Origin of the sequence: Altererythrobacter sp. Root672, assembly GCF_001427865.1 — a bacterium.
GTDB lineage: Bacteria > Pseudomonadota > Alphaproteobacteria > Sphingomonadales > Sphingomonadaceae > Croceibacterium_A.
Genome location: NZ_LMHH01000001.1, coordinates 1,802,420 through 1,826,460, shown reverse-complemented (window position 1 = coordinate 1,826,460; position 24,041 = coordinate 1,802,420). Strand labels below are relative to the sequence as shown.

General features: G+C 63.8%; 27 protein-coding genes. 9 read left to right on the top strand and 18 right to left on the bottom strand.

Annotated elements, in window-relative coordinates; genetic code table 11:
• Positions 1-68 precede the first annotated feature (68 nt).
• The 8 genes from ASD76_RS08810 to ASD76_RS08775 all read right to left on the bottom strand — a co-directional run bounded on the left by ASD76_RS08810 (position 69) and on the right by ASD76_RS08775 (position 5,319).
• Positions 69-983: a HesA/MoeB/ThiF family protein gene (locus ASD76_RS08810; RefSeq protein ID WP_082553698.1), complete on the bottom strand. Its 915-nt coding sequence runs from the start codon at positions 981-983 to the stop codon at positions 69-71.
• Positions 980-1,486, bottom strand: a complete 507-nt coding sequence (locus ASD76_RS08805) for a hypothetical protein (protein WP_055921323.1) — start codon at positions 1,484-1,486, stop codon at positions 980-982. Before ASD76_RS08805 ends, ASD76_RS08810 begins: the two co-directional genes overlap by 4 nt.
• The gene (locus ASD76_RS08800) at positions 1,483-1,809 is read right to left on the bottom strand and encodes a hypothetical protein (RefSeq protein ID WP_055921320.1); all 327 of its coding nucleotides are present in this window, start codon (positions 1,807-1,809) and stop codon (positions 1,483-1,485) included. The genes ASD76_RS08805 and ASD76_RS08800 overlap by 4 nt, the downstream gene beginning before the upstream one ends.
• The gene (locus ASD76_RS08795) at positions 1,806-2,519 is read right to left on the bottom strand and encodes a multiubiquitin domain-containing protein (RefSeq protein WP_055921317.1); all 714 of its coding nucleotides are present in this window, start codon (positions 2,517-2,519) and stop codon (positions 1,806-1,808) included. The genes ASD76_RS08800 and ASD76_RS08795 overlap by 4 nt, the downstream gene beginning before the upstream one ends.
• 56 nt (positions 2,520-2,575) lie before the next feature.
• Positions 2,576-3,088 (bottom strand): hypothetical protein, encoded by a 513-nt coding sequence (locus tag ASD76_RS08790; protein ID WP_055921314.1) that lies wholly within the window; start codon positions 3,086-3,088, stop codon positions 2,576-2,578.
• A 72-nt stretch (positions 3,089-3,160) separates the two neighbouring features.
• Positions 3,161-4,099, bottom strand: a complete 939-nt coding sequence (locus ASD76_RS08785) for a hypothetical protein (RefSeq protein WP_156457606.1) — start codon at positions 4,097-4,099, stop codon at positions 3,161-3,163.
• An 88-nt stretch (positions 4,100-4,187) separates the two neighbouring features.
• Positions 4,188-4,889, bottom strand: coding sequence for an RES family NAD+ phosphorylase (locus tag ASD76_RS08780; RefSeq protein ID WP_200943061.1), 702 nt, complete (start codon positions 4,887-4,889; stop codon positions 4,188-4,190).
• Positions 4,879-5,319 (bottom strand): antitoxin Xre-like helix-turn-helix domain-containing protein, encoded by a 441-nt coding sequence (locus ASD76_RS08775; protein WP_055923094.1) that lies wholly within the window; start codon positions 5,317-5,319, stop codon positions 4,879-4,881. The genes ASD76_RS08780 and ASD76_RS08775 overlap by 11 nt, the downstream gene beginning before the upstream one ends.
• Before the next feature lie 158 nt (positions 5,320-5,477).
• On the opposite strand from ASD76_RS08775, the gene ASD76_RS08770 reads away from it, so the two are divergent.
• The 3 genes from ASD76_RS08770 to ASD76_RS08760 all read left to right on the top strand — a co-directional run bounded on the left by ASD76_RS08770 (position 5,478) and on the right by ASD76_RS08760 (position 7,768).
• Positions 5,478-6,002: a hypothetical protein gene (locus ASD76_RS08770; protein WP_055921305.1), complete on the top strand. Its 525-nt coding sequence runs from the start codon at positions 5,478-5,480 to the stop codon at positions 6,000-6,002.
• Positions 6,003-6,227: 225 nt separating this feature from the next.
• Positions 6,228-6,905, top strand: coding sequence for a TMEM175 family protein (locus ASD76_RS08765; RefSeq protein ID WP_055921302.1), 678 nt, complete (start codon positions 6,228-6,230; stop codon positions 6,903-6,905).
• 80 nt (positions 6,906-6,985) lie between these two features.
• Positions 6,986-7,768 (top strand): HAD-IIA family hydrolase, encoded by a 783-nt coding sequence (locus ASD76_RS08760; RefSeq protein WP_055923092.1) that lies wholly within the window; start codon positions 6,986-6,988, stop codon positions 7,766-7,768.
• 77 nt (positions 7,769-7,845) lie between these two features.
• Here ASD76_RS08760 and ASD76_RS08755 read toward each other — a convergent pair whose 3' ends face one another.
• Positions 7,846-10,392: an excinuclease ABC subunit UvrA gene (locus ASD76_RS08755; RefSeq protein WP_055921299.1), complete on the bottom strand. Its 2,547-nt coding sequence runs from the start codon at positions 10,390-10,392 to the stop codon at positions 7,846-7,848.
• Positions 10,393-10,806: 414 nt separating this feature from the next.
• Here ASD76_RS08755 and ASD76_RS08750 point away from each other — a divergent pair, with 414 nt between their 5' ends.
• Complete coding sequence (locus tag ASD76_RS08750) at positions 10,807-11,187, top strand: cupin domain-containing protein (protein WP_055921296.1); 381 nt, start codon at positions 10,807-10,809, stop codon at positions 11,185-11,187.
• A gap of 123 nt (positions 11,188-11,310) precedes the next feature.
• Here ASD76_RS08750 and ASD76_RS08745 read toward each other — a convergent pair whose 3' ends face one another.
• From ASD76_RS08745 to ASD76_RS08725, 5 genes are all read right to left on the bottom strand, one after another.
• Positions 11,311-11,526, bottom strand: a complete 216-nt coding sequence (locus tag ASD76_RS08745) for a helix-turn-helix transcriptional regulator (protein WP_055921295.1) — start codon at positions 11,524-11,526, stop codon at positions 11,311-11,313.
• Positions 11,519-11,983 carry a hypothetical protein gene (locus tag ASD76_RS08740; protein ID WP_200943060.1) on the bottom strand — a complete coding sequence of 155 codons (465 nt, stop codon included), beginning with the start codon at positions 11,981-11,983 and terminating at the stop codon, positions 11,519-11,521. Before ASD76_RS08740 ends, ASD76_RS08745 begins: the two co-directional genes overlap by 8 nt.
• A 257-nt stretch (positions 11,984-12,240) precedes the next feature.
• On the bottom strand, positions 12,241-13,575 hold the full coding sequence (locus tag ASD76_RS08735) for an SDR family NAD(P)-dependent oxidoreductase (protein WP_055921294.1): 1,335 nt from the start codon (positions 13,573-13,575) through the stop codon (positions 12,241-12,243).
• Positions 13,576-13,632: 57 nt separating this feature from the next.
• Positions 13,633-14,091, bottom strand: coding sequence for a DUF6010 family protein (locus ASD76_RS08730; RefSeq protein WP_055921291.1), 459 nt, complete (start codon positions 14,089-14,091; stop codon positions 13,633-13,635).
• Positions 14,092-14,144: 53 nt separating this feature from the next.
• On the bottom strand, positions 14,145-14,972 hold the full coding sequence (locus ASD76_RS08725) for an alpha/beta fold hydrolase (RefSeq protein WP_055921288.1): 828 nt from the start codon (positions 14,970-14,972) through the stop codon (positions 14,145-14,147).
• A 243-nt stretch (positions 14,973-15,215) separates the two neighbouring features.
• Here ASD76_RS08725 and ASD76_RS08720 point away from each other — a divergent pair, with 243 nt between their 5' ends.
• Positions 15,216-16,196, top strand: a complete 981-nt coding sequence (locus ASD76_RS08720; RefSeq protein ID WP_055921285.1) for a GlxA family transcriptional regulator — start codon at positions 15,216-15,218, stop codon at positions 16,194-16,196.
• Between the two features lie 144 nt (positions 16,197-16,340).
• On the opposite strand, the gene ASD76_RS08715 is transcribed toward ASD76_RS08720, so the two are convergent.
• On the bottom strand, positions 16,341-17,120 hold the full coding sequence (locus tag ASD76_RS08715) for a PAS domain-containing protein (protein ID WP_082553697.1): 780 nt from the start codon (positions 17,118-17,120) through the stop codon (positions 16,341-16,343).
• 251 nt (positions 17,121-17,371) lie between these two features.
• Positions 17,372-18,343 (bottom strand): NAD-dependent epimerase/dehydratase family protein, encoded by a 972-nt coding sequence (locus tag ASD76_RS08710; protein ID WP_055923088.1) that lies wholly within the window; start codon positions 18,341-18,343, stop codon positions 17,372-17,374.
• An 88-nt stretch (positions 18,344-18,431) separates the two neighbouring features.
• On the opposite strand from ASD76_RS08710, the gene ASD76_RS08705 reads away from it, so the two are divergent.
• From ASD76_RS08705 to ASD76_RS08695, 3 genes are all read left to right on the top strand, one after another.
• Positions 18,432-19,328 (top strand): LysR family transcriptional regulator, encoded by an 897-nt coding sequence (locus tag ASD76_RS08705; protein ID WP_055921278.1) that lies wholly within the window; start codon positions 18,432-18,434, stop codon positions 19,326-19,328.
• Positions 19,329-19,664: 336 nt separating this feature from the next.
• Positions 19,665-19,871 carry a helix-turn-helix transcriptional regulator gene (locus ASD76_RS08700; protein WP_055921274.1) on the top strand — a complete coding sequence of 69 codons (207 nt, stop codon included), beginning with the start codon at positions 19,665-19,667 and terminating at the stop codon, positions 19,869-19,871.
• Positions 19,872-19,947: 76 nt separating this feature from the next.
• Positions 19,948-20,319, top strand: coding sequence for a hypothetical protein (locus tag ASD76_RS08695; RefSeq protein WP_156457605.1), 372 nt, complete (start codon positions 19,948-19,950; stop codon positions 20,317-20,319).
• Between the two features lie 216 nt (positions 20,320-20,535).
• Here the strand turns inward: ASD76_RS08695 and ASD76_RS08690 are convergent, their stop codons facing one another.
• Positions 20,536-20,841 (bottom strand): UrcA family protein, encoded by a 306-nt coding sequence (locus tag ASD76_RS08690; RefSeq protein ID WP_055921268.1) that lies wholly within the window; start codon positions 20,839-20,841, stop codon positions 20,536-20,538.
• A gap of 254 nt (positions 20,842-21,095) precedes the next feature.
• Here ASD76_RS08690 and ASD76_RS08680 point away from each other — a divergent pair, with 254 nt between their 5' ends.
• Positions 21,096-23,081: a winged helix-turn-helix domain-containing tetratricopeptide repeat protein gene (locus ASD76_RS08680; RefSeq protein ID WP_235506589.1), complete on the top strand. Its 1,986-nt coding sequence runs from the start codon at positions 21,096-21,098 to the stop codon at positions 23,079-23,081.
• Between the two features lie 309 nt (positions 23,082-23,390).
• Here the strand turns inward: ASD76_RS08680 and ASD76_RS08675 are convergent, their stop codons facing one another.
• Positions 23,391-24,008, bottom strand: a complete 618-nt coding sequence (locus ASD76_RS08675) for a hypothetical protein (RefSeq protein WP_156457604.1) — start codon at positions 24,006-24,008, stop codon at positions 23,391-23,393.
• Positions 24,009-24,041 lie beyond the last annotated feature (33 nt).

Sequence of the window (24,041 nt, the reverse complement as noted above, 5' to 3'; positions counted from 1 at the left end):
TTCGAGGTGCAGTTTCATGCCGAGTCACATGCCGGGCAACGCCCAGGAAGAAGGAGGAGGCGGTGGGCCTAGCGGCCGAGCACTTTGTCGAGGAGATCTCGCCATACGCGCAGCGGCCATGCTGCTCGCGGGGTGCTGGCAGCAGGAGCGGGCGTTTCCGGTGCGGTCGGCCGCGCGGGCAGCTTGCGGACGTCGAACGAGGGGTCGCCGACGTCGCCGATCGGACAATGCGGGCAGCCGCGGTCGCGCAGGCGTTGCATTCTGTCGGATGCTCTGACGGTTTGGGTGTTGCCGTCGTATTCGAGGCAAGCGCCCTGCTCCGGCGTGCGATGCCACGGCGTGACCATCTGCAGGAACAGGCCGACAGCAGTGGAGGCGAGCACGCCGTTCGGCCAGACCACCTGCGGCTTGCCGCCCGCGGCGCCGTAGTTGCGGCCTTCGCCGTCGAGCGCCTCTTCGGTGACCACGCCGAGGCAGCGAAGGCAGGGTCCGCCCGGCACCGACAGGACGACCTGGCCGGCGATCAGGAACTGGCCATCGAGGTCGTGCACGTCCATGCCCTGGTCGAGGTAGGGGATGAGCAGGCGGCGGCAGAAGGCTTCCAGCTCGTCCTTGGCCCGGACGCTGTCGACACCGCCGAAAATGGCGTCGCAAAGCTTGAGGGGGTCGGTCGCCAGTTGCCAGCGCTGCGCGATCCGGGTGACCCGGGCGTGGGGGTTCACCGCCAGGATGACCCGGGCGGCGATGTCGACCTTGCGCGCGCTCTGCTCGACGTCTGCGCGCGTTCCGCCGACGAGGCGATTGAGGTTGCTCTCGTCGATCACGTCATCGTCGACCAGCACGAAATGGCCGATGCCGATGTGGGCCAGCTGCTGCGCGACATGCGAGCCGCCGCCGCCGAGGCCGACGATTCCGACAGTGAAGGCGTCCAGCCGCTCGGTGCTGTCGTCGCCGAGAAAGCTCTGTCGATCCAGCCACTTCATGGTGCTCTCCAATCGTGTCGATAGATGGGACCGACCTGGGTGAAGGCCGAGATGGGCAGTGGGGCGCGGTCCTCGCCGAGCCAGACGAGGCCGGTGGCGTCGTCATCGCTGAGCACGATCATTCCGTGCGGCAGGCGCGGCGTCGTGGCGAAGAAACTCGGCACGAACTGCCCGCCGCTGCGCAGGTCGACGCTGCTGAATCCTGGCCGGCCGAAGCCGTGGTGCGTGTGAATGTGGATGACGGCGGAGCGCGGCCGGTAGGCCCACTGCAGCGCCTTGCGGAAGGCCTCCGATCCGATCTCGGCGCCGACATCCGGTGCGTTCGAGTAGTCCTCGTCGGCGACGGGCAGGTAGCCGCGCACCGTGAGCAGCAGCTCGCCCGGCGCCGCACTGGCACCCGCGCTCAGGAATCCGACGCGCTCCCAGGCATGGGGGTGGGGCCGGGCGAGATCGGCGCGCACCTCCGCGAGCACCGACGAGCACAGGCGAAGGGTGACGTTCACTTCACCGCCTCCAGGTGGCTGCCGAGGATGTCGAGCCAGGGCTGGCTCGAGGCGATGCCCTGCCACGAGAACGCGAACCAGCCGCGCGCCATCAGCGCGTGCGGCGCCCAGTTACGGGCCTTGGGCAGCTGCTTCGAGAAGAACAGCCTCGTGTCGTAGCCGTCGCGCGCACGCGGGCAGAGCAGGAGATCGACCGTGTGGACGGCCCCGTCGGACTCGACGCGCAGCTCCGGGAGGAACACTAGCGGCGAACCGGCTTCGTCCCATAGCTCGGCCTCCGGGCACAGGGCCCGGAGGCGGGCAAGCTGGCGGGCGTCGGTCACGACGACTGGCCTGCGGGCACGTGCGAGGTGAACGCCATCCCTTCGCGCACCTTGATCTTCTGGCCAGGCTTCAGCTCCTTGAACTCGCCGTCGGGCCGAATGAGATCGAGCTTGTAGCCGGCGGGAACGCCGAACACCTGCATCAGCTCCTCGGTCGTCCAGACGCGCCGCTCGAGCTCGAAGGGGTCTTCGCGGTAGGTGACGGTCACCGTGTCCGGCCGCTGCTCCAGCCGGAACTCCTCGGTCCCGGCGAGAGTGAACGAGACGGTCTCGTCGTCCTCGACCGGCTCGAAGCCATCGGGGGTGACACGTACCAGCTCGTGGTCGTCGGTCGCCCGGGCGAGCTCGCGCAGGTGATCGCCGCGGATCGTCGGCAGCGGCCACTCGAGCGAGAGTCCATCGACCGTGAACCCGAAGGTGCGGTCGCTGCGGACGACGAAGAACCGCTCGCGCCCCGGCTCCCGCAGGTCGGTGGTCTCGGTCGGGCGCTTGGTCTCGATCTCGCCCGACGCGAGTTGCTGGAGGATCTTGAACTGGTCCAGCGGATGGGCGCCGAAGGCTTCGGCGATCTGCGCCGCGGTCACCTCCGGATCGTCGAACGGCAACCGGCGGAAGGCGAAGGTCTCGTCGGCGACGTCGATCACGAAGGGCGCCGCCGAGCGGCTGTCCTCGGGACCGTTCCCCGGGTTCTCGTCTACAAGTTCACGCATATCTATCGCTCCTTAATCTCGTTCAACAAAACCATTGAACGGCACTCAAAAAAATATCACCCAATGCGGCGGTACACGAATTCGACGCCGCCGCTGTCCGCCGCACTCTCGTTTCGCATCAGGAATCCTTGCTCCCAGAGCTGCTTGAACTTGGTGCTCGCGTTGGCAATCGAATAGTCCTTCGTCTCGGCGAGCTCCGCGGCCCGGGCTTGCGACCGTGTCAGCGCGTATTCGAGCGCCTCCCGGTTGCCCTGGCTGGGCTGTCCGCCGATGATCTCCACCACACCGTCCCTCCAGACTGCGATCGGCACATCCACACGCGCGGCCGCCACGCTGATGTTGAACTGCACTTCCAGGTCGAGGAGGTCGACGAGGCAGATCCCCTTCTGGCCGCGATAGCGGCGGATCAGCTCGACGATCGCCTCGGAGGCGAAAGAGGCATCAATCTGTTCCACGCCCTCCATCGAAATCCGGAACACCGGCTGAGCGGGATGGCCCTCGATGAACGACACGAGCTTTTCCAGCGTTGCGCGCCCATTGGGGCGGCCCCAGCCGATCTTGCCATCCATGAAGTCCAGTAATCTGATAGGCCACCTGATTCCCGTTCAGTGACTCTATTTAAGCAGAACCGCGCGGCACCGTCAAGCCAGGTTGAGCGTGAAGGCGATATGCGTCCCCCACATGAGCGGCAGGCCGACCTGCAGATAGGCCATGTTGGGCTGATATTCGGTCTCGGCCGGCTTCAGCAGCACCCGCCCGCGCAGGAGCCGCACGTCGAGGTCCGCCTTGAAGCGGATCGCATGCGCGGCGCAGGCCATCAGGCCCGTTCCGCGGTTGTCGTCATCGTAGCGCGACACCCCCTTGCGGAACATCTCGACGAGGAGATCCACGTCGCCGAGGACGGCCATCGGGTCGCCCTTCTTGCGCAAGGCCGGACGCAGAGTCTCGAGCACGCCAAAGCCGCTGTCCGAGACTGCAATCCGCACCTTGTTGCCCCTGGGATAGGTCTGCAGGACGGCGAAGGCATCCAGCGGGGAGCCGCTGTGCTCTACGACATTGCCGATCAGCTCGCAGAGGATGGTAAACACCGCGTTGTGCAGCGCGGCGACATCGGGACGGCCCGAGCAGCTGTTACGCGCCGTCTCGGCCAGCCGCACGACGAGGCTGTCCTCGGCGGGCTCGGTTCCGCTGAACCGCGCGATCTCGACGAGGCCGCTGTTGCCGCCGCGGTGCAGCCTGGCGCCGGAGACGGCGGGCCGGCTCGGCGACACCTCGACCGAAGGCGAAAGGTGGTCGAAGAAGCCCATGCGGTCGAGGTAGCCCATGGCCGCCTGGTCGTCGTCGGCGAACTGGAGCCGCACGCGCTTGGTCATCAGGCAGGCCTGGTTGCAGAAGCTGAGCAGGCGGACGATCACCTCGACCATCGGCTTGCACCCGGCGGGCACCTGCACCACCACGCCGGTGCACGGGCCGCCCAGCGCGTCGCCGCACAGCCAGAGGGCCCTTTCGAATTTTGCCGCATCGACCCATGCGGCCGGCAGGGTGAGCACGCATTCGGCGGGCTGCGCGAGCGTTGCCATCACCGCGCTCCCGGGCATCGAATCGAACCGGCGGCGTCCCCGCACCCGCGCAGCCGAACCGGCGCCTGAGGCAAGGGCACGCCGGCCATCAGGCCGCGACCTTTTCGATGGCGGGATCGGGTGCGCCGCTCCAGGTCATACGGTAGACGTCCCCCTGGGCGACCGATTGCACCGCATGGGGGAAGAGCGCCGCGATGCAGATGCCCCCGGGGTGCCGTACCGAGGGGTAGATGATTCCGTTGAGCCCGCGAGCCCGGGCGGCATCGGCCAGGGCATTGCCCGCCGGATAGCCGACCGTCTTGACCGGATCGAGCGCGGGATGGTCTTGGTGGGCGCGCAGGTCGAGGAATTCGCCTGCGAAGCTGGCAAACAGTTCTGCGTAGTCGACCACGGCCTCGAACTTGCCCGCGGCGGCGAGAAATTCGGTCAGGTGGAAACTGACCTCGGCGATGCTCGTCTCGAGGTCGAGCGCGGCGTACCACGCCCCGCGCTCAGCGCCGCTGAACCGGCTCGGCTCGCGCGGCTTGGCGTAGGCGAAGGCGGCATTGATGAAGCTGGCATGCGGCACGCCGAACACCAGCTCGTAGGCCTGGACCTCGCCGGCGCCGCGCGACTGGGCGACGAGCCGGTTGCTCGTCGCCCCCTCGATTTCGGCGAGCGCCGCGAGGTCTTCGGCGTCCACTAGGCCGAGCAGGACCGACTCCCGCAGCCGCGCGGTCGTGACGAGGCGGATCGTCCTCGGCAGCGCTTCGCGAGCGATCGTCAGTCCGTCGAGCATGTCAGATGCCACCCCGCACCGCGTCAACGTAGCGGCGCGTCTCGAGCATCAGCGGGATCCCGCCCTCGATCATGGCGTCGACGGGACTCAGGCGCTGAAAGATCGGCCCACGGTTGGGCAGCCGGGGCCACTCATCGGCCATGGCGTCGGCAAAGAGCAGGTGAAGCCCCTTGTAGACCCCGATGGCGGCCGAAGCGCGGGTCAGCTGATCCTGCGACAGGGCCTGCTCCCAGGCCCCGCGCTTTATGCGATCCCAAGTACTCTCGCTCACGCCAAGCAATGCCGCAGCTTCGCTGTTGGACAGTTCCCACTGCGTCGCGATCGCTCGAAAGGCCTTGAGCGCGACAGTCGACAGGCGCTCGCGATCTTCACTTTTCGAGAAGGTCTGGATGTCGATCGGCGTCAGCGGTGCCGACCCTCCGAATTTTACAGTCTTTGCCATCGTTACCTCCATCTGCGCCTGATCCAGATGGTCATCAAATGGTGCGTTGTCAAGCGTCACATGACGCGGCTAGATTGCTGGTCCGTCCGAAGATCGGGTCATGGGTCTAGGTATCTCCGGTTACGCGAAATAAAGGCGGTCGCGCCTAGCGAGGCACGATGAACGCGATTTCTACGATCGAGACGGCATTGCCGCGTGTACCTTTCGAGGCGGCCAGGGACGCTGCCGCTGCATGGCGGGGACGTTGTCTCGACGTGTTCGCTCGGAGCGAGGCCGCCGTTACCGAAACCCTGCTTGTGCTGGCGGCGGTCGATGGGCGCGGGGCCTCACTAAAGCTCCCACACCTGGTCGGTCAGCGCTACGATGCCCTTTCGAATGCCATCGGCGCCGGCGGCGCCTTTGCAGACGAGGGCAAGGCCGCAGTGGAGACACTGGCCGGCTTCCGGAAACACGATGCTTTCCGGACCCAGATCTCGCACGGTGTATTTAACGTGACGCTCGATCATCGAGGCCAGTGGCACCTCGTCGCGCGTGTGCTCGCGCTTCGGACAGGCCGAGCGTCTAGGGACTTGTTCGTCACGGAGCAGGCAGAGGCCGCTGCGATTCTGGCAGCATTAGAGAAGGACGGCAGTCGTCTGCGATCGGCTCTCGGCCAGCTTCGGCATCGTTTTCGTGAGTCCTGAGGAAGACCGCGGCAGCTGAGAGTCGGCTTTACGTTCGTCCCGCGCCGAAAGCAGACGGTCCGCTTTCGGCCAGAAGGTGCCAGTCCATTTTGCGATCATTGAAAAGTGGCCGTGACCTCCCTGACAGCGGCTACCGTCAAGCGGCGTGCAAATGCTCCGAACACGGGGAACCCGGCGATCGAGGCAGTCGTTGGACCATCACCTCCCGAAAGCAGGCTGAACCCTATGGCCCGATCGCAGACATCCGGGGCCGAGCGCGGCCTCAGCCGCTTCGAGGGGTTCAGCGACGCGGTATTCGCGATCGCGCTGACCTTGCTGATCGTTGAGATCAAGGTCCCTGGATCTCTCGATGGGCCGCATGGCTACAGTGACCTGGCCAAGGCCATGGCCGAGCAATGGCGCGAACATCTGGCGCTGATCCTTTGCTACGTCGTGATCGGCGCCTACTGGCTGCAGCACCACTACTCGGGTCGCATCTACCGAAAGAGCGATCACTGGTTCGGCGCGATCAACCTCCTGTTCCTGCTGGCCATTGTGGTCATTCCCTATCCGATCCGTGCCTGGCTCTTCCACTTGGGTACGCGCTTCGAGCCGACCGGCGCGCTGACGCTGGTGGTCGGCCTCGCGCTGCTCGCCTGCACCTGGATGGCCAAGTGGTTCTACGGCCTGTCCGGCCAGCGGGTCATGGACGAACGTCTTGCACCCGACTTCCTGCGCCAGATGACCCGCCGTTACGGCATCGCGGCCCTGGTCCAGCTCGCCGCCATTCCGGTCGAACTCCTTGCGCCGCGCTTCGGCGTGGCCGTGGCGCTCCTGTGCGTCGCCTTCTTCCTGCTTCCTCAGCCCAAGCCTCGCTACAAGCCTGGCGAGGAACCGAGCGAGGAGGAGAAGTTGCAAGAATAGCCGCGCGGCCTTTGCTGGGCCTCACGCCGGCAGCGCCGCGTGCCTATCGACTCTGGACCAGCAACACGGCAAGCAAGCTTATGGCGAACGACCGGAAACCGCCCGAGTGCTGGCTGACCGACATGGATGGCGTCCTGGTCCACGAAGGCCAGCCTCTGCCTGGAGCCCTTGAATTTATCGGAAGGCTGAGGGAACGCGGACGGCCCTTCCTGGTCCTGACGAACAACTCGGTGTTCACGCCAAGGGATCTGGCGGCTCGACTGGCGAGATCGGGCCTTACGGTTCCCGAGGAGGCGATCTGGACCTCGGCACTCGCAACCGCCGATTTCCTGCGATCGCAAAGTCCGGGAGGAACAGCCTTCGTCATCGGCGAGTCCGGACTGACCACCGCCCTGCACGAAGCGGGCTACACCCTGACTGACAGCGATCCCGACTATGTCGTCGTGGGTGAAAGTCGCAGCCTGTCATTTGTGAAGGTGACCCAGGCGGTCAGGCTGATCGAGGCCGGCGCCCGTTTCATCGCCACCAACCCTGATGTCACTTCGCCCTCGCCCGAAGGCTCGCTACCGGCCACGGGCTCGGTCGCGGCGCTCATCACCAAGGCGACCGGTGCCGAGCCCTATTTCGTGGGGAAACCCAACCCGATGATGTTCCGCAGCGCCATGAACCGGATCGGAGCGCGGTCGGAAAGCACGGCCATGGTGGGCGACCGGATGGATACCGACGTCGTCGCCGGGATCGAAGCCGGACTGGAAACCATCCTGGTGCTGACCGGCTCGACCAAGGCCGGCGACGTCGATCGCTTTCCCTATCGTCCGAGCAGGATCCTCGACTCCATCCAGGATGTCATTGACCTGATCTGATCCGGCTGGCCACGCTCGATGCTGCGATCGCAAGAGGCAGTCCCCAGGCGCGATCGACCCGGCAGCCGAAAGCGCGATCAGGCCGCCGTGGCGACCGGCTCTTCGCGCAGGGCGCGCCGGAGGTAGGGGGCGGTAAAGCCGTTCGTCGAAGACGCCACTTTCGCCGGCGGCCCAGCGACGACAATTCGTCCGCCCTCGTCGCCGGCGCCCGGGCCGATGTCGACCACCCAGTCGCTCGCCGCCGCCACTTTCATGTCGTGATCGACGAGGACCACGCTGTCGCCGCCGTCGACCAGCGCCTGGAGCTGGCCCAGCAGGCGCTCGACATCGGTCGGGTGAAGGCCGGTGGTCGGTTCGTCGAGCACATAGAGCGCGCCGCCCCGCCGGGAGCGTTGCAACTCGGTGGCGAGCTTGACGCGCTGCGCTTCGCCGCCCGAAAACTCGGTCGCAGGCTGACCCAGGCGAAGATAGTTGAGACCGACCTCGCGCAGCACTTTGAGCGACCGGCAGACGTTGGGCGCGTCGGCGAAGAAATCCCAGGCCCCCTCGACGGTTAGCGCGAGCACCTCGGCGACGGTCTTGCCGCGATAGCGGATCTCGAGCGTCTGGGGGTTGTAGCGCGTGCCGTGACACGTGGGGCAGGGCGCGTAGACGCTCGGCAGGAAGAGCAGTTCGACCATGACGAAGCCTTCCCCCTCGCAGCGCGGGCAGCGGCCCTTGGCGACGTTGAACGAGAAGCGCCCGGCATCGTAGCGGCGCTTTCGGGCTTCGGGGGTCGCCGCGAACAGGGCGCGGACATGGTCGAACAGCCCCGTATACGTGGCGAGGTTGGAGCGCGGGGTGCGGCCGATCGGCTTCTGATCGACCTCGATCAGCCGCCTGATCCCCTTTAACCCGCCGACGATGCGGCCTTCGGTGGGGGCGGCGGGACGATCCTCGAGCGCGGCTTCGGCATCCGTCTCGTCTTCGGCCTCGACCGGGGCGCCGAGCGCCCCGGCGACCAGTTCGACCAGCGCCTGACTGACGAGGCTCGATTTCCCCGAGCCGGAGATTCCGGTGACCGTGGTCATCACGCCGAGCGGGATCGCGCAATCGAGAGCCTTCAAATTGTTGCGCGAGACGCCCTCCAGGCGCAACCAGCCCGCGGGCTCACGCCGCCGGCTCGGCGTGCCGCCGGCCTCGTCGAACAGGTGGCGCCTTGTTTCCGATGCGGCGACCTTGCGCAGGCCTTCGATCGGTCCGCTGTAGAGGATCTCGCCGCCCTGTTCGCCGGCGGCCGGCCCCACGTCGACGATCCAGTCGGCGCGACGGACAACGTCCATCTCATGCTCGACGACGAACAGCGAATTGCCGACCGCCTTCAGGCCGTCGAGCGCGCGGAGCAGCGCCTCGGTGTCGGCGGGATGGAGCCCGGCCGACGGCTCGTCCATCACATAGACAACCCCGAACAGGTTGGAGACGACCTGGGTGGCGAGCCGCAGCCGCTGCAACTCGCCCGGCGAGAGGGTCGGGGTGCTGCGTTCCAGCGTCAAATAGCCCAGGCCAAGGTCGAGCAGCACCGAGAGCCTGCGGCACAGATCGCCCGCGATGCGCTCGACCACCAGGGCCTTTTCAGGGTGGGTCTTGCGCAGCGCCTTGAGCTTGCCGGCTTTCGCCTGGGCATAAGGCGCGAAGATCTTCGAGAAGCGGGCCATGGGCAGACGGCTCATCTCCGCGAGGTCGAGGCCCTCGAAGCGGACCGACAAGGATTCGCGGCGCAGCCTCTTGCCCTCGCAAACCGGGCAGGGCCGGGCGATCATGAAGCGCGCGGCGCGCTTCTTCATCATCGCGCTCTGCGTGGTTGCGTAGCTGTGGGTGACGTGACGCTTCGCGCTCGAGAAGGTCCCCATGTAAGCCGGCTCGACCTTGCGGCGGATCGCCCGCTCAATCTCGTCGTGGCTCCAGCCGGGGTAGACCGGGACCTGGGGTTGTTCCTCGGTGAACAGGATCCAGTTGCGGACCTTTTTCGGCAGGTCCCGCCACGGTGTGTCGACGTCGATACCAAGGCTGATCAGGATGTCGCGCAGGTTCTGGCCGCCCCATGCCATGGGCCAGGCGGCGACCGCGCGATCCCGGATCGTTTTCGAAGGATCGGGCACCATCGAGGCTTCGGTGACCTCGTGGATCCGACCAAGGCCGTGGCAGCGCGGACAAGCGCCCTCGGGCGTGTTGGGGGAGAAGGATTCCGCTTCGAGATGCGGCTGTCCCGGCGGATAGGTACCCGCGCGCGAATAGAGCATCCGCAGCAGGTTGGAGAGGGTGGTGACGCTGCCGACCGATGATCGCGTCGTCGGCGATCCACGCTGCTGCTGAAGCGCGACCGCCGGCGGCAGGCCCTCTATCTCGTCAACCTCGGGCACTTCCATCTGATGGAAGAGACGGCGCGCGTAAGGCGAGACCGATTCCAGATAGCGACGCTGGGCCTCGGCATAGAGGGTGGAGAAAGCGAGCGACGACTTGCCCGATCCCGACACTCCGGTGAACGCGACGAGCGCGTCGCGCGGTATGTCCACATCGACGTTCTTGAGATTGTGCTCGCGTGCGCCGCGAAGGCGGATGAAGCCGGAGGCCTTGGTATCTCGCATGCCAACTCCTAGGCCCCTGATACGCCCGGCACTCCGTTTGGTTGCGTGGTGACGTCGAAGCTGCGCTGACGGCCGGTCCGAACGTCGGAAAATTCCTGGTTTACCTAGCGGGAATATTGCTGCTGGGATTTATCTTACGAGAGCTTGAGAAGGCCAAGGCGTTGAAAGGCGAGAATCGCCGGGACAACGATTAGCGAATGTCGGCTTTCCACCCATCTCGGTCATTCGGAGCGCCAACTCCCGGTAATCGTGGCTCAACCGTTTGGGGACCGTCTGCTTTCGACCCATTGCGGTCACGCGGCTCTTGTGAGACATCCGCAATGGGTCGAACTGCGGAGCCTCCTCATGGGCGTCATGCAATCGGCTTTTTGACTACGAAGGACACTTGTCCTGGTAGGCATCGTCGCCAGCGGAATGGGCACAGCCTTGCTCGCGCAGCGGCCTTCCCCTTCACCTGGTCTCACACAGGAGAACATACTTCGCGAGGCTCTGGGAGAGTTTCCGGGGACAGAGGCTGTCACGTTTAACGGGGTATTTGCTCCTGGCGCGACGTCTGGGAAGCACCGCCATCCGGGGACCGAAGTAATCCACGTGGTGTCTGGGCATGCACTGGTTCTCCAAGACGGGCGGAACCCTTTGGAGCTCAAGACCAGCATGACCATGATAGCTACGCCGGACGTGAAGGGCGGCAGCTTCATGCATGAGCTGCGCAACCACAGCTCCACCGAGATGTTGCGCACCTACATCGTGCTCTTGGTCGACGAGGGGGAGCCGCCCTTCTTCCCGGTGCCGTGAAGACTTGAATGGCGGTTAACCGCCCATTGCGGACATCAAGAGTGGCCCCCGGAAGCTCATAGTCAGCGCCGAGGACGATTGAATCACGCTGTCCAGATCTAGCGCCCTCTTGGAGGCATTAGGTCAGCGCTCCGTTTCCCAGCGAAATACCTCTTCCACGGGCTTGCCGAAGACCTGGGCAATACGCACGCCGGTTTCGAGACTGGGCGAGTACTTACCCTGCTCGATGGCGGCGACTGTCTGCCGTGTCACGCCAACACGCGCCCCGAGTTCCGCTTGGGTCATCTCGCCATTCAGAAACCGCAGGGTCCTGATCGAATTTATCAGGCGATCAGCCATGCCAGCCGCGACGGTAATTCGCGATGGTCACGGCGTGGCGGACGATCTCGGAAACGACCAGCGCCAACAGCGCCGCCGTCGTGATCCTCCAACCGCTTGAATTGAAGGGCATGACGACGCCAACAACAATCATCTCGGCCATCAGCACGAAATAGGCGACCGTCGCCGCGCCACGGGAGAGCGCGCGGTCGCGCTCGTCCGGGCGCTCCTTTGCCTCGGCTCGATTGCGCAGCGTGAGCAAAGCCGTGCCCACCGCCATGATCAGCCCGTGACTGACGGTCGCGACCGCGAACAGCACCAGCATGTAGAGGGTATCCTGCTCGCTCGGTGGTAGCTGTGCGATGATGGTGAAATAGGATCCGTAGACGACCACGCTGGAGGTCAGGGCCAGCCACGCGCGTTTCTCATGTAAGGGCAGGCTGGAGCCGCATTTGTCGTCCGGCGCTGTGGTCATCATGGCTGGTTCCTTGTCAGCTATATTCAACCGAATGTGGCCTAATACCGACTCAATGTAAATTAAATCTAACATTATGTCAAAAATAGGAGCCTTGCCCAGATGGTTTGGATTCCACTCGTCTTTCGTCGCGCGAGGTTTGAGGGACTGCCGCGTCTGCATTCTGACAACCGCTTTCCACCCATCCTCGACGTTCGACCTAGTGCCGTCCGGCCATGACAATCGGTCAGGGCCGGACGGTCGGTTGGTACGTTCGGGCGTCAAGCAAGCGCTGGCTGTATTGCTGGCGATCTAACCGCTGCCGAAGCTGCTGCTGCCAGATCGCCGAAGAACCGCTGGTTTGCGGCGTAGAGCCGTGGTCCGAGGACCAGCCGGCCCAACCACGGCAGCCACCCCGTCTGCGTTTCGTGGCTGGTAACCACGGTGCCCAAACCGTCAGGTGAAACCTCCAGGGTAAAAGCGCGCGCGGCCTGTACACCAACGCCGCTCGCGGTGAAGGCGAAACGCCGATGGCGTTCGGCGGCCACGACCTTGCTCTCGAGCTCGACCGGGTGCGCCTTCCAGCTGAACGACGCGCCCACGCCCTCCCCTTTGCCCGCTTCTGGCCGGACCCAGCGGCAGGCCTGATACCAGGATGGCCAACGCTCGACATCAGTCAAGAGGTTCCACACCGCGCCTACAGGAGCGGGAATGGTGGCCTTGTTGTCGACCACGATCGAGGGCCTCGGTTTCGCTCCATCGGCACGGAGCATGCTCGCGGTGAACAGCGTGAGCCATTCTCGCGGCATGAACCGACCGCCGGCTGCGAGCAGCTTGTTGCGGAAGCCGGGAACTACCACAGCGCGGCCCTTGTCGAGAGCCCGTAACCCGGCGTCGATGACCGGTTCAGGCTCGGCCAGTCGCCGATAGATCGCCGTGTGTCCGACGTCGGCGCCCAGGGCGTCGACGAACCCGGTACGGGTCGGCCCGGGGCACAGCGCAGTCACAGCCACGCCGGCCGCCCGAGCCTCGCCCCACAGGGCCTGGCTGAACGACAGCACGAAAGCCTTGCTCGCGCCGTAAACCGCCTGAGAGGGCGCGGGCTGGAAAGCGATTGTGGAGGCAACGTTGAGGATGCCACCACTCCCTCTGACGATCATGCCGGGAAGGAAGGCGCGAGCCAGGGTGACGACAGCTGCGACGTCGACCGCTATCTCCTCGTCCTCACGGACGGCATCAGCCCCGGCGAAGGCGCCATAAGTTCCAAAGCCGGCGTTATTTACGAGCACTTCGACCGGCCGTTCGCCGATATGCGCGAGCAGCGCCGCGACACCGAGTTTCGTCGACAGATCGGCGACCACGGTCTCCAGCTCGGCGCCGGGAACGATGGTACGGATTTGCCGTGCAGTTTCGTCCAAGCGCGCTGCATTTCGGCCGGTCAGCACCACAGACATTCCGCGCTCGGCCAGGCGCCGGGCGATCCCGCGGCCGAGGCCGGATGATGCTCCGGTAACCAGGGCCCAATTGCCGCGGTACCGGATGCGAAGGGGCTTCTTACCCTTCGTTTTGCCGGATGGCTCAATTGAAGGAACGTCGTTTGGGTAAAGCTTTGTCATGTCTGTCTCCTAGGGAAAATGCGCCCGCAGTCGATCCGCGAGCGGAGGGGGAATGGCTCAGATCAAGCCGTCCAAGTTCCAGATGAAGAGCAAGCCGGCGCCGACAATGACGTCGATCACGATGCACCAAGGCACGTACCATTGCGGAATCGCGACCAGCGAAAGCCTCGAACGGTTGTGGTGTGCGAGGTCCCACAGCGCATGGCCGAAATAGGCGAGCGGCAGCAAGATTGGCCACAACAGCAGGCCGAGCAGGGCGGTGACGGTGAACACACCGGTGACGTTGAACTCGACGAACTGGTCTCGGGGCGATCCGTTGACCACGGCAAAGCCGAAATAGACGCCGGCGATCAGGCCGATAAGCACCGCCGCGAACCCGAGCGAAGCCTCGGGCGGAAGGAAGACGTGCGGTAGCAGCGAACCAACGCCGACAGCGATGCCGGTCAAGATCGGACGCTTCGAAAACACGGAGTTGCCGTGGTCGTGCGAATGCGCGTGGGCGGGAAAGGTGGTCATGGCTTGTCTCCTGTAACGGAACGGCTGGCGCGGAGCGCGCAGACCGCCGGGGGTCAGCTGCGCGCAAACGCGAGCAGATCCAGGTTGAGTTGATCTTTGTGCGTATCGGCGAGGCCGTGCGGGGCGCCCGGATAGACTTTGAGCATTGCATGCGGCACCAGCTTCGCCGCGGCGTGTGCGGAAGCGCCGATCGGCACAATCTGGTCGTCGTCGCCGTGCACGATCAGAGTCGGGCGGTCGAACTTTCCAAGGTCTTCGCTAAAGTCAGTTTCCGAAAAGGCCTTGATGCAGTCGTACGCGTTCTTGTGTCCCGCAGTCATGCCCTGCAGCCAGAAGCTGTCGATCATGCCTTGGCCGGTAGTGGCGCCCGGGCGGTTGAAGCCGAAGAATGGGCCCGAAGCCAGATCCTTGTAGAGCTGCGAGCGATCTTTCAGAGAAGACGCGCGCAAGCCGTCAAACACCTCAATCGGCAGGCCACCCGGATTGCTCTCCTTCTTCACCATCACCGGCGGCACGGCCGAGATCAGGCCGATCTTGGCGACTCTGCCGGTGCCGTGGCGTCCGACGTAGCGGGCGACTTCGCCGCCACCGGTCGAGAAGCCGACGAGGATAATGTCCTGAAGGCCTAGCGCCTCAATCACCTCCGCGAGGTCGTCGGCATAGGTGTCCATGTCATTGCCGTGCCAGGGCTGGCTTGAACGACCATGGCCGCGGCGGTCGTGTGCGATTACGCGAAAGCCGTTGGCGGCAAGGTGGAGCGCCTGCGATTCCCAGCTGTCGGCATTGAGCGGCCAGCCGTGGCTAAGCACGATTGGCTGCCCTGAGCCCCAGTCCTTGTAGTGGATCCGCGTGCCGTCGCGGGTGGTGACGTGGTTGCTCATGGTTCGCTTCCTTTGTTGCTTGGCCCGCAGGCAAGTCGAGGCGTTCGATCAATCGAGATCGTTGCCGGACGCTGCCGGAAGGCCTGGTTCTCGATTTTCGCGGGATCCATTCGTCTGGCATCCCGTGCCGCTGTATGTTGCGCTTGCCGCGGCTGGCTGCAACAAGGAGGACCGGCGGTTTCCGGCCAACGACACCCGCTTTCCGGCCAAAGCCGCCCGCAACGCTGCATTTGGGCTAAGACGATGCCGGTCAGGACCGTCGCCATCCTTGTTTACGAAGGCGTGCAGGCGCTCGACGTCGCCGGCCCGGTCGACGTGTTCGCAGAGGCCAGCCGACAGATCGGGGCCGCGGACCGCTATGAGATCGCGCTGGTTGCCGAGACGCTCGATCCCGTCCGCACCTCGAACGGCACTCGCATCGTACCTGACCGCTGTCTGGCCGACGCCCGGGACAGTTTCACGGTTGTGCTCGTGGCGGGCGGCGAGTGCCTCTACAACGGCGTCCGGCCAAGCGAAGAGGTGCTCGCCTGGCTATGCTCGGCTGCCGCGCGTGCCGATCTCTACGGGGCGGTCTGTGCGGGCGCCTTTGCTCTCGGCCATGCCCGACTGCTCGACCATCGCGCCTGCACCACGCACTGGGGAGCCGCGACCGCGCTCGCCAGCGCCTTTCCCCACGCGAAGGTCGATGCCGACCGCATCTTCGTGCGCGACGGTCGGCTAGTGACCTCGGCCGGGATCACCGCGGGCATCGACCTAGCGCTGGCTCTGGTCGCTCAGCATCACGGGCCACAAGTCGCGCTGGCGGTCGCCAAGCATCTCGTGGTCGTTACCCAGCGGCGCGGCGGCCAGTCGCAATTCAGCCCGTTTCTTGCCGAGCCGCCCCGCGAAGGCTCGCTCGTCTCTCGCGTCCACGCGCATGTCTTCGACAATCTCGGCTCCGCGCTGTCTGTTGAGGAGCTGGCGGCGGTGATCGGAATGAGCGTGCGCAGCTTCAGCCGGCACTTCGTCGAGGAGGCGGGCGTCACTCCGCGCGAGTTCGTCGAACGCGCCCGGATCGACGGGGCTCGAAACCTTCTGGAAGCTGGCGAGCTCCCGTTAAAGTCGATCGCCTATGACTGTGGCTTCAGCGATGCCGACAGGATGAGAGCGGTTTTCAGCCGACGGCTCGGCGTGTCGCCTGCAGCTTATCGTGAGCAATTCAGCCGGCCTGCCTCGGCAACATAAATCGGTTGGCAGTCGTTCCGCCAATGTCCGCTTTCCACCCATGTCGGTCATTCAGCAGCGGCTGCGAGGAACCGCAAAGCGGAACGTCAGCTAACGGCCGAGGCCAATGGGCTAGGATCGTCGGCAATGGGTGGAAAGCGGACGTTATGGAAGGACTTCCTGCCGAGCCTCTTGACGATGCAATTTCAGTTCCTGCCACGCCTCGGCCACGGCCATTCTGATGACCGTCACGGAATCGGCAACTTTGGCGCCTGCCTCTATCCCACCGAGCGCAAAGGATATCGCGGCCAGCCGCTGCCCCACCTCCTCGTGAACTGAGTCCATGCGTGCCGCGTGAGCTTGACGACCCCTGTTCAGGATGCCCGAGGTGGCCTTGATCATGTAAAGTGCCAGGAGCATGTCGAATGATAACTCGCCGGACGTCGAGCGATTTAGCAATTCGTTGCGGAGCTGACGCATTGTCATAGTCGCAAGCGCCCGCTGTCGTAATTCGTTCTCGTTCTCGTTCGCCGCTCTCTGCCCAACGGGCTCGGCCTTCGCAAATGCCGGCATTGTTCCGCTTGGTAGGCAGGACTCGAGAACTGCGCTTCTGGCCGTTGCCACAAGGTCGAAATTCACTCCAACGAACCGGGTTCTGTCCGTGCCCGCCGCTTGCCCAACACCGAGAATATGGCGGATAGATCCATCCGGCCACACGGCGCGGAATCGCGCAGCATAGATTTCGTTCCGGCGTCCCGCGGCTTCGAACTCGCCCTCGATGACCGGGAGGTCGTCGGGATGAACACGCGGAAGCCAATCGTGTTTTCCGAGCTTCTTTGGCGAGTCTTCCTTCAATCCCAACATTTGGCGGCTTTGAGGGCAAAGTAGGAGTTCCTGCGATTTGAGATCCAGGTTCCAATAACCGGCGACTATCTGAACACCCATATTGCTACACCCACTACGAACGGTTTTAAGTGATGAGGCTATCCGCTGGCGCGAGGATACGACTCTTCCTCGGGAATGGCTAATGTGCGCAATGGGTCGAAGCCGACAGTCCCCTATCGCTTGAGCCAAGATCCGGGAGAGTTGGCACTCTGTAGGAAGAAGGTCGGCGGAACGCGGACGTCCTCAAGCCATTTCCTCGCCCGCATAATTCTAGACCAACAACGACGACGTCACAAGATGCGAAGGGGCGCTCAAAACGCTCGGTTATCTGAGGAGATGCAGCCGATGCCCATGAGCGTTTCGCGGACAGCTTGGTCCAGTGGTGTGTTTGGTTCGGCGCCGATCGTACGCAACAGGCGATCGTTCACCAGGCGAACAGGCTCGTCCCACAGATACTTCATCTCGCACAGTTCGCGCAGTAGCGGGACAAAGGGCGAGGCGAGCCGCATAGCCAACCATGGCATCGAGCGCACCCCAAGGTGGGGTTCGCCGAGGGCGCGCTGAATTGCTCGAACCATCTGTTCCCCGTCTCCATCCCAATGCCCCTCCATGTGATAGGTCGCGAAAGGTTCGAGCCCTGGCAACTGGAGCAATTGTACCATCGTCTCTGCGACATCGGGTATGTACGCCCACTGATGACCGACGCCCGTTTGCCCGGGATAAGTGATCGACTGCGGGGGCGCGCCTGGCTTCAACAGGCCTTGGCTAAACCAGTTATTGGCCGCGCGCGGTCCAAAGAAGTCGCCAGCGCGAACAATCAGCGCTGTCCCTCCGCCCGATGCCGCGAATGCCTGCAGCCTTAGCTCCATCTCCGCCCTGATCTTGCCCTTGGTCGTGACTGGATGTTGCGCCGCTCCCTCGCTGATAAGTGGGAAGACATCCGGCCCATAGTTGTAGACGGTGCCGGGTAACAGGATCCTTGCCCCGCTCGCTCCCGCCGCCGCGATGCTGTTGTCGAGCATCGGCAGGACCAACTCGCGCCAGTTGCGATAACCGGGCGGATTTACCGCATGCACGATCACCGCGACGCCCTGGGCGGCGGAGACAATTTCGCCCCGATTCATGGCGTCGCCTTTGATCCAGGCTATCCCGCCGATCGGGGGCACGGCGGCCGGATTTCGGTGCAGGGCCAAGACCCGCCAGCCCCGCGCGATCAACTTTCGCGCGACCTCGCCGCCGATGCCGCCAGTGGCGCCGAGTACCAATGCAGTCTTGCGTTCCATCGCTTCCTCCTTTTCGATGGAAGCAAAATGCCTTGTTTGCAGCGGGCACATAATTGCCGATCTTCGTGGCTCTGCTATACGAAAATAGATGAACTCCGAACCAAGTTGGGATTTGTACCGCACAGTCTTGACGGTGCTGCGCGAGGGCTCGCTTTCGGGAGCTGCGCGCACTCTTGGACTGACGCAGCCGACCGTCGCAAGGCATGTCGACGCGCTGGAACAGGCCATCGGTGCGAAGCTTTTCGTGCGCACACAGCGCGGACTGTCGCCAACGGATCGTGCGCTTGCCCTGATGCCGTTCGCCGAGCTGATGGAATCGACCTCATCGGCCCTAGTCCGCGCCGCAGGCAGCCAAGCCGGCACGATAGCCGGAACCGTCCGGATCAGCGCAAGCGAGGTCGTGAGTGTGGAGCACCTCCCGCCGATCCTGATGCGCATGCGTCAGCGCCATCCGGCGTTGGTGCTGGAACTGGTGGTCTCGAATGCAGTCGACGACCTGCTACAACGGCGCGCCGACATAGCAGTGCGGATGGCTGCGCCGGTGCAGCAAGCACTCGTGACCAAGCGGTTGGGTTCGCTGACCTTGGGTTTGTACGCCCACCGCGACTATCTCGAGCGACGGCGCACACCTGTTACAATGGAGGAACTGGCCCAACACGATTTGATCGGCTTTGACATCGAGACGCCCGCAATCCGAGCGTTGGTGAACCGCTTTCCTGCCTTCGAACGCCACCTGTTCGCGCTTCGCGTTGATAGCGACGTGGCGCAGCTTGCTGCCATTCGGGCCGGGTTTGGGATCGGTGTTTGCCAGGTCGCGGTAGCCGCGCGGGACGCAAATCTTTGCCGGCTTCTTCCGGATACCTTCGGCGTCGATCTACCGGTTTGGATCGCAATGCACGAAGATCTTCGCACGAGCGAGCGCTACCGTGAGGTATTCGATTCCCTGGTCGCAGAGCTAGGGTCGATTGTTGGTGGAACCCCCTAGGGCGAAACCGTGGCGAATGCGTTCTGGGAGGCAGGTTTCACCGAGAGCTAGGGCACGGTACCTCTGGAAAGGCTCCGATTGGACTGGGCGAAGCTGTTGAACTTCCGACGGGCCGCCAATGGCTACAATGCGTCCAAAGCTGCCAGTCTGCAAACGACCCATTGCGGACGTACCGGCGGCAAGGGTTTGTCCGACCCGATGGGTGTTTCGGCGGTCACCTCGTGCAGCATCCAAGTTTGTTAGGTTAACCTAACAAAATGTAGAGTCTTATTGACTCTAGATCATGTTAGGTATACCTACCTTTTAGGTAGGGCCACATAGCACAGGCTGAGTGTCGTGAAAAACCGATTGAAAGTGATGCGAGCGGAGCGGGACTGGAGCCAAGCGGAGCTTGGCGGCCGGGTTGGCGTTTCGCGTCATGCCATCATCGCCATCGAATCCGGCAAGCACGACCCTTCGCTCCCGCTCGCCTTCAAGTTTGCCCGGCTGTTCGGGCAGTCCATCGAGGAGATTTTCGATGACGGTGAAACCACGGATAGCTGAAGATGTTGGACCGGGCCTTCACGCGCAGCAAATTCGGAATAAGCGATGGCGCCTCTACCAGGGAATATACGCCCTTGTGGCAACCGCCTTGGTGGTCGGCCTGATGATGGGCACGCGCGACCCTGCGGCCGGAGGTCCGCACTTTACACCGGAGGCAGCCGTGGCTGGCGCGGTTCTTCTCCCCCTGCTGACGCTCGTCACGATTTGGTTCGTGCTGCGCCTGACAGACGAGGTTGAGCGCTGCATGATCATCGACGCCTGGGCGGCCGGTCTTATCGTCACCATCTTCGGCGCGACATCGTGGCTGTTTCTCATCGGGGGCGGACTGGTGCCAACTCCTCAAGGACCAACGGCGCTAGTCGTCGTGATGGGCGGCAGCGGCGCGACCGTGCTCGTTGCGGCGATCTGGCTGCGGTGGCGGCGCTTCGGCGACTTCGGAGCCGTATGAGGCGACTCTCAAAACCGTGCGAGCCGACGGCAGTTGTCCACCCTTCGAAGCCGATTGCGGACAGTCGGTTAGCGACCCATTGCGGACATTCTGAAGCCCCTGCAGCCTCATCCGAATGAAGTCATCGACCACCGGCGGCCGGTATGATTGACGAGCCGCACCGCGAAATGGGCGGCGGCAGGACGCTCGCCGCCGCCCAGTGAGTGACCGGTGCGCCTAGCGGTTAAGCGCGAGAGTCGGATCGCTGGCGGTGAGGCGGGCAATCTCGGCCCGAACCGAGGCTTCAGTTTCCTCCAAACACCGCTGCTTGTCCGCCCCCTCGCGAACCTGACGTACCTCGACGTGGCCGCAGATGCGGGCCTTAGCGGCGTGAATGCGTCTCTCAAGTGTTGCCCTGCCGGCTTCAGTGGAGAGGTCGAGGTCGGCGATCGGCACGGTTACCGAAGTCGACTGTGCCGAAACTGGGGTGAGGGAAATGGGCAGCGAGAGAGCGGCCAGAGCGATAAAGATAACCTTGCGCATGACGTTCAATCCTTCTGCTCGAGTATTAGCAATGGCGGGCAGATCCGCCGGATCTCCTCCGGAGCATCTCTCTCGTGAGGCGGCCTCCGTTGGCCCAGATGGTGTAGGTCGAGCCGGATTCAGGCACGTTGGTGGTTCGGTGAAACTTCGCTGAAGATTTGGTGAATCCTGTTGCGAACCTTAAAACTCGGCAGAATGGCCGGGTTACTGGCAAAAGGCTTTCCCTTCATCTCGACGGCAGCACTGTGGTATTCGTGTCCCGAGACCTGGAGCGGGGGGCGCACTTGGACGAGATTCGGCTCGGTTCGCGAACGCTTCAGCCGCGCCGGCAACTTCTCGTCGGCGGGCGCCGCGAGCCGCTCGGCAAACGGGCGCTCGACATCGTCTCCGTACTTGCCGAGGCACGTGGTAGAATCGTCACGAAGGACGAGCTGCTCGAAGCCGTTTGGCCGGGAGTGGTCGTCGAAGAGAACGCCCTGCATGTGCATGTCGTGGCCTTGCGGAAAGCGCTAGGTCCCGAAGCTGACCGACTGAGGACGATCCGCGGGGTCGGCTACCAGCTAGACATTGACGGGACCGGGAACACGTATCCGGCTGAAATGGAGCGCGACGAGACCGAAGGCCGGGCCCAAGGTCGGTACGGAACTGACGCCAGTGCGCAAACTGAGCTTTCGCCGGCCGTAGCGTCAGCCGGGTCCATCAAGACAAAGAGCCAACTTGCGCTCTCAGTGGCAAACCGGCGATCTTGGCGAGTCCCGATTGCGCTGGCGGCGCTGATGATAGTGCTTGTGGGTGCGTGGAGCCTGTTCGATCCCGCTATGCACCTCGGTGCGGGCGAGCGCATTCCCGTGGCCGTCCGCGAGCTCGCACCCAGTGGCGGGGAAGATTCGACCGAAGTAGCGTTGGCCAGCGGGATCACCGACGAACTGATCGTTCGTCTGCGCCGCGTGCCCGCCTTGCGGATTGCTACCGCCGGACCTGATGGCACAGTGCCTGGAAACGAATTCAGGAACGCCTATGTGGTGGATGGTACCATTCGCACCAGTGGCGAACGCGTACGCGTCGCCGCACGCCTCCTCAGCCCGGGCGGCGAGGTCGTCTGGTCGCAGACCTTCAACCGCAATCTGGTCGACCTGTTCGAGGTGCAGGAACTGATCGCGGCCAGCGTCGCCGACGCGCTCAGCGTTTCGCTCGATGTTGGCACAAACTCGACTACCTATGGCGGCACCAACAATCCCGAGGCCTTTGCAGCTTACCTGCAAAGCAGGGCTCACATGTTCGACGCAGATCAGAGTGTGCCCGTTGATTATGCCGAGCAAGCGCTCGCGTTCGATCCGCATTACGGCAAGGCCTATTCCCAACTTGCAACGGTTCTTGGGATCCAGGTGAACACGGCGAATAAGACGCAGGCAGGCGCATTGCTGGCGAAGATTGACGATCTCACTGCTCGGGCGATCGCCGCCAACCCGCAACTGCCGAGCGGGCATCTCGCCCGCGAATACTATTACCTGCAGGTGCGGGACTATTCCTCTGCGGAACGTAGCTTCCGCCGAGCGGCGGAACTCGACGACGGCAAAGACCCCGAACTGCGAGGCAACCTGGCCTTCTCAGCGCTATTCCTGGGTCGCTCCAACAAGGCCCTCTCGCTGTACAAGTCGACGGAGATGATCGACCCGATAACCGAACGAGATCCCGTAAGGGCTTGGCCGTTGGCAAGCCTGGGGCGGTGCGACGAGGCTTTGGAACTGATCCAACGCCTGACCGCAAGCAACGCCAGTATTGCTCAGGGCATTACCCAGATCGTATTCTGGTGCCGCCTTGCGTTGGGGCAGGAAGCGGAAGCGCTCCGCTTCGCCGAGGAGCATGATCCCCGGTGGGCTACAGCATTCCGCAGCTTCATGGCCGAAAGGGAGTTGCCGACGCTGTCCGCCGCGCAATTGAGGCGGTGGGCCGCAAGCCGCTATGGCGAAAGCGGCCATGCCCAGCTGGTGAACGATGCGCTTTTCGCGAGCCATGCAGGACATCCGCAGCTGGCAATCAATCTCCTGCGCATCGCATTCGAACGGCCGGGCGGTTACGGGGCGCTTGCCATGTGGAGCCCGTTGATGGCTCGCGCTCGGCGATCCCCCGAGTTCGCCCGGCTGGTCACTGACATTGGGCTGGTCAAAGTTTGGCGCGAAAGCGGCGATTGGGGCGATTTCTGCCGGCCAGTCTCCGCCACCGAAATCGCCTGCAACTGAGTTTCCGCTGTTAGGGCGAAGAGTGTTGGCACAAATGTCCGCTTTCCACCCATTGCTACCTCAAGCGGAAGGTCGCGAGGCAACATAGCTGACCGACTGCTTTCGCGAGACCGACACCCGAAACCGGACAGTCCGCTATCGGCCATAAGCTGTCAGTCTGATCTGCGCCCATGTCGGTCATTCATCTGCCGATGAGCAGTTCCCGCAAGTGGACCGTCAGCTGCCAGCCGCCCGGCCGAGTATGTCATCTAGACGGCTACACGTGCAAGAAGCTGCCTATTTGAGGTCTAGCGAACCGTAACCGATTGATTAGGTTTTCAGCGCAGCGCAGAACGGACTAGGGATCCGTCGGCGGAGCAAGACCTCATGAACGTGCACGTTCGAGGCGCCACACCTCATCAGGATCTCCTTGGCCACGTTCTCTTCGTTTGCATCTCTTACGCGTACAAACACCGCGATCGAATGAAGTTGCAGGTCCTTCTGCAGAGCGCTGAAACGCGACACGCGCTTTCGAACTGCAAACGCGATCAGGACACCGAAGGTCGCGCCAATAACAGACCGCAGGAGAATTCCTGCGGTTCCGGCCTCGCCGCCGAACGAAAGCAACAATGCGATCAGCGCTCCCGTGGCACTCAGCATCCCGAATAGCAGAATACTAAGGAGGGCGTCGTCGGAGCGCATTACAAGTTCACGACGTGGAAGTTCAGGAACCTCGGCAATTCCCGCGGGATCCAGGTAGGTGGCGTGAAGGCTGCGTAGCACTTCCTTGTGTTCGCCCATCAAATCAATGTCGGACCTGTCGAAGCCGGCCGCAAGCAGCTCGGAGCCGATTTGCTCGACGGCTTCAATGCGACGGACCGTGCCGACCACCTCCCTAGCGCGCGCGGCTCCCGCTTCTATCGGCTCGGCAGACTTGCCATTGAACATTCGACCGACGCTCCTTTCCACACACACCACGGC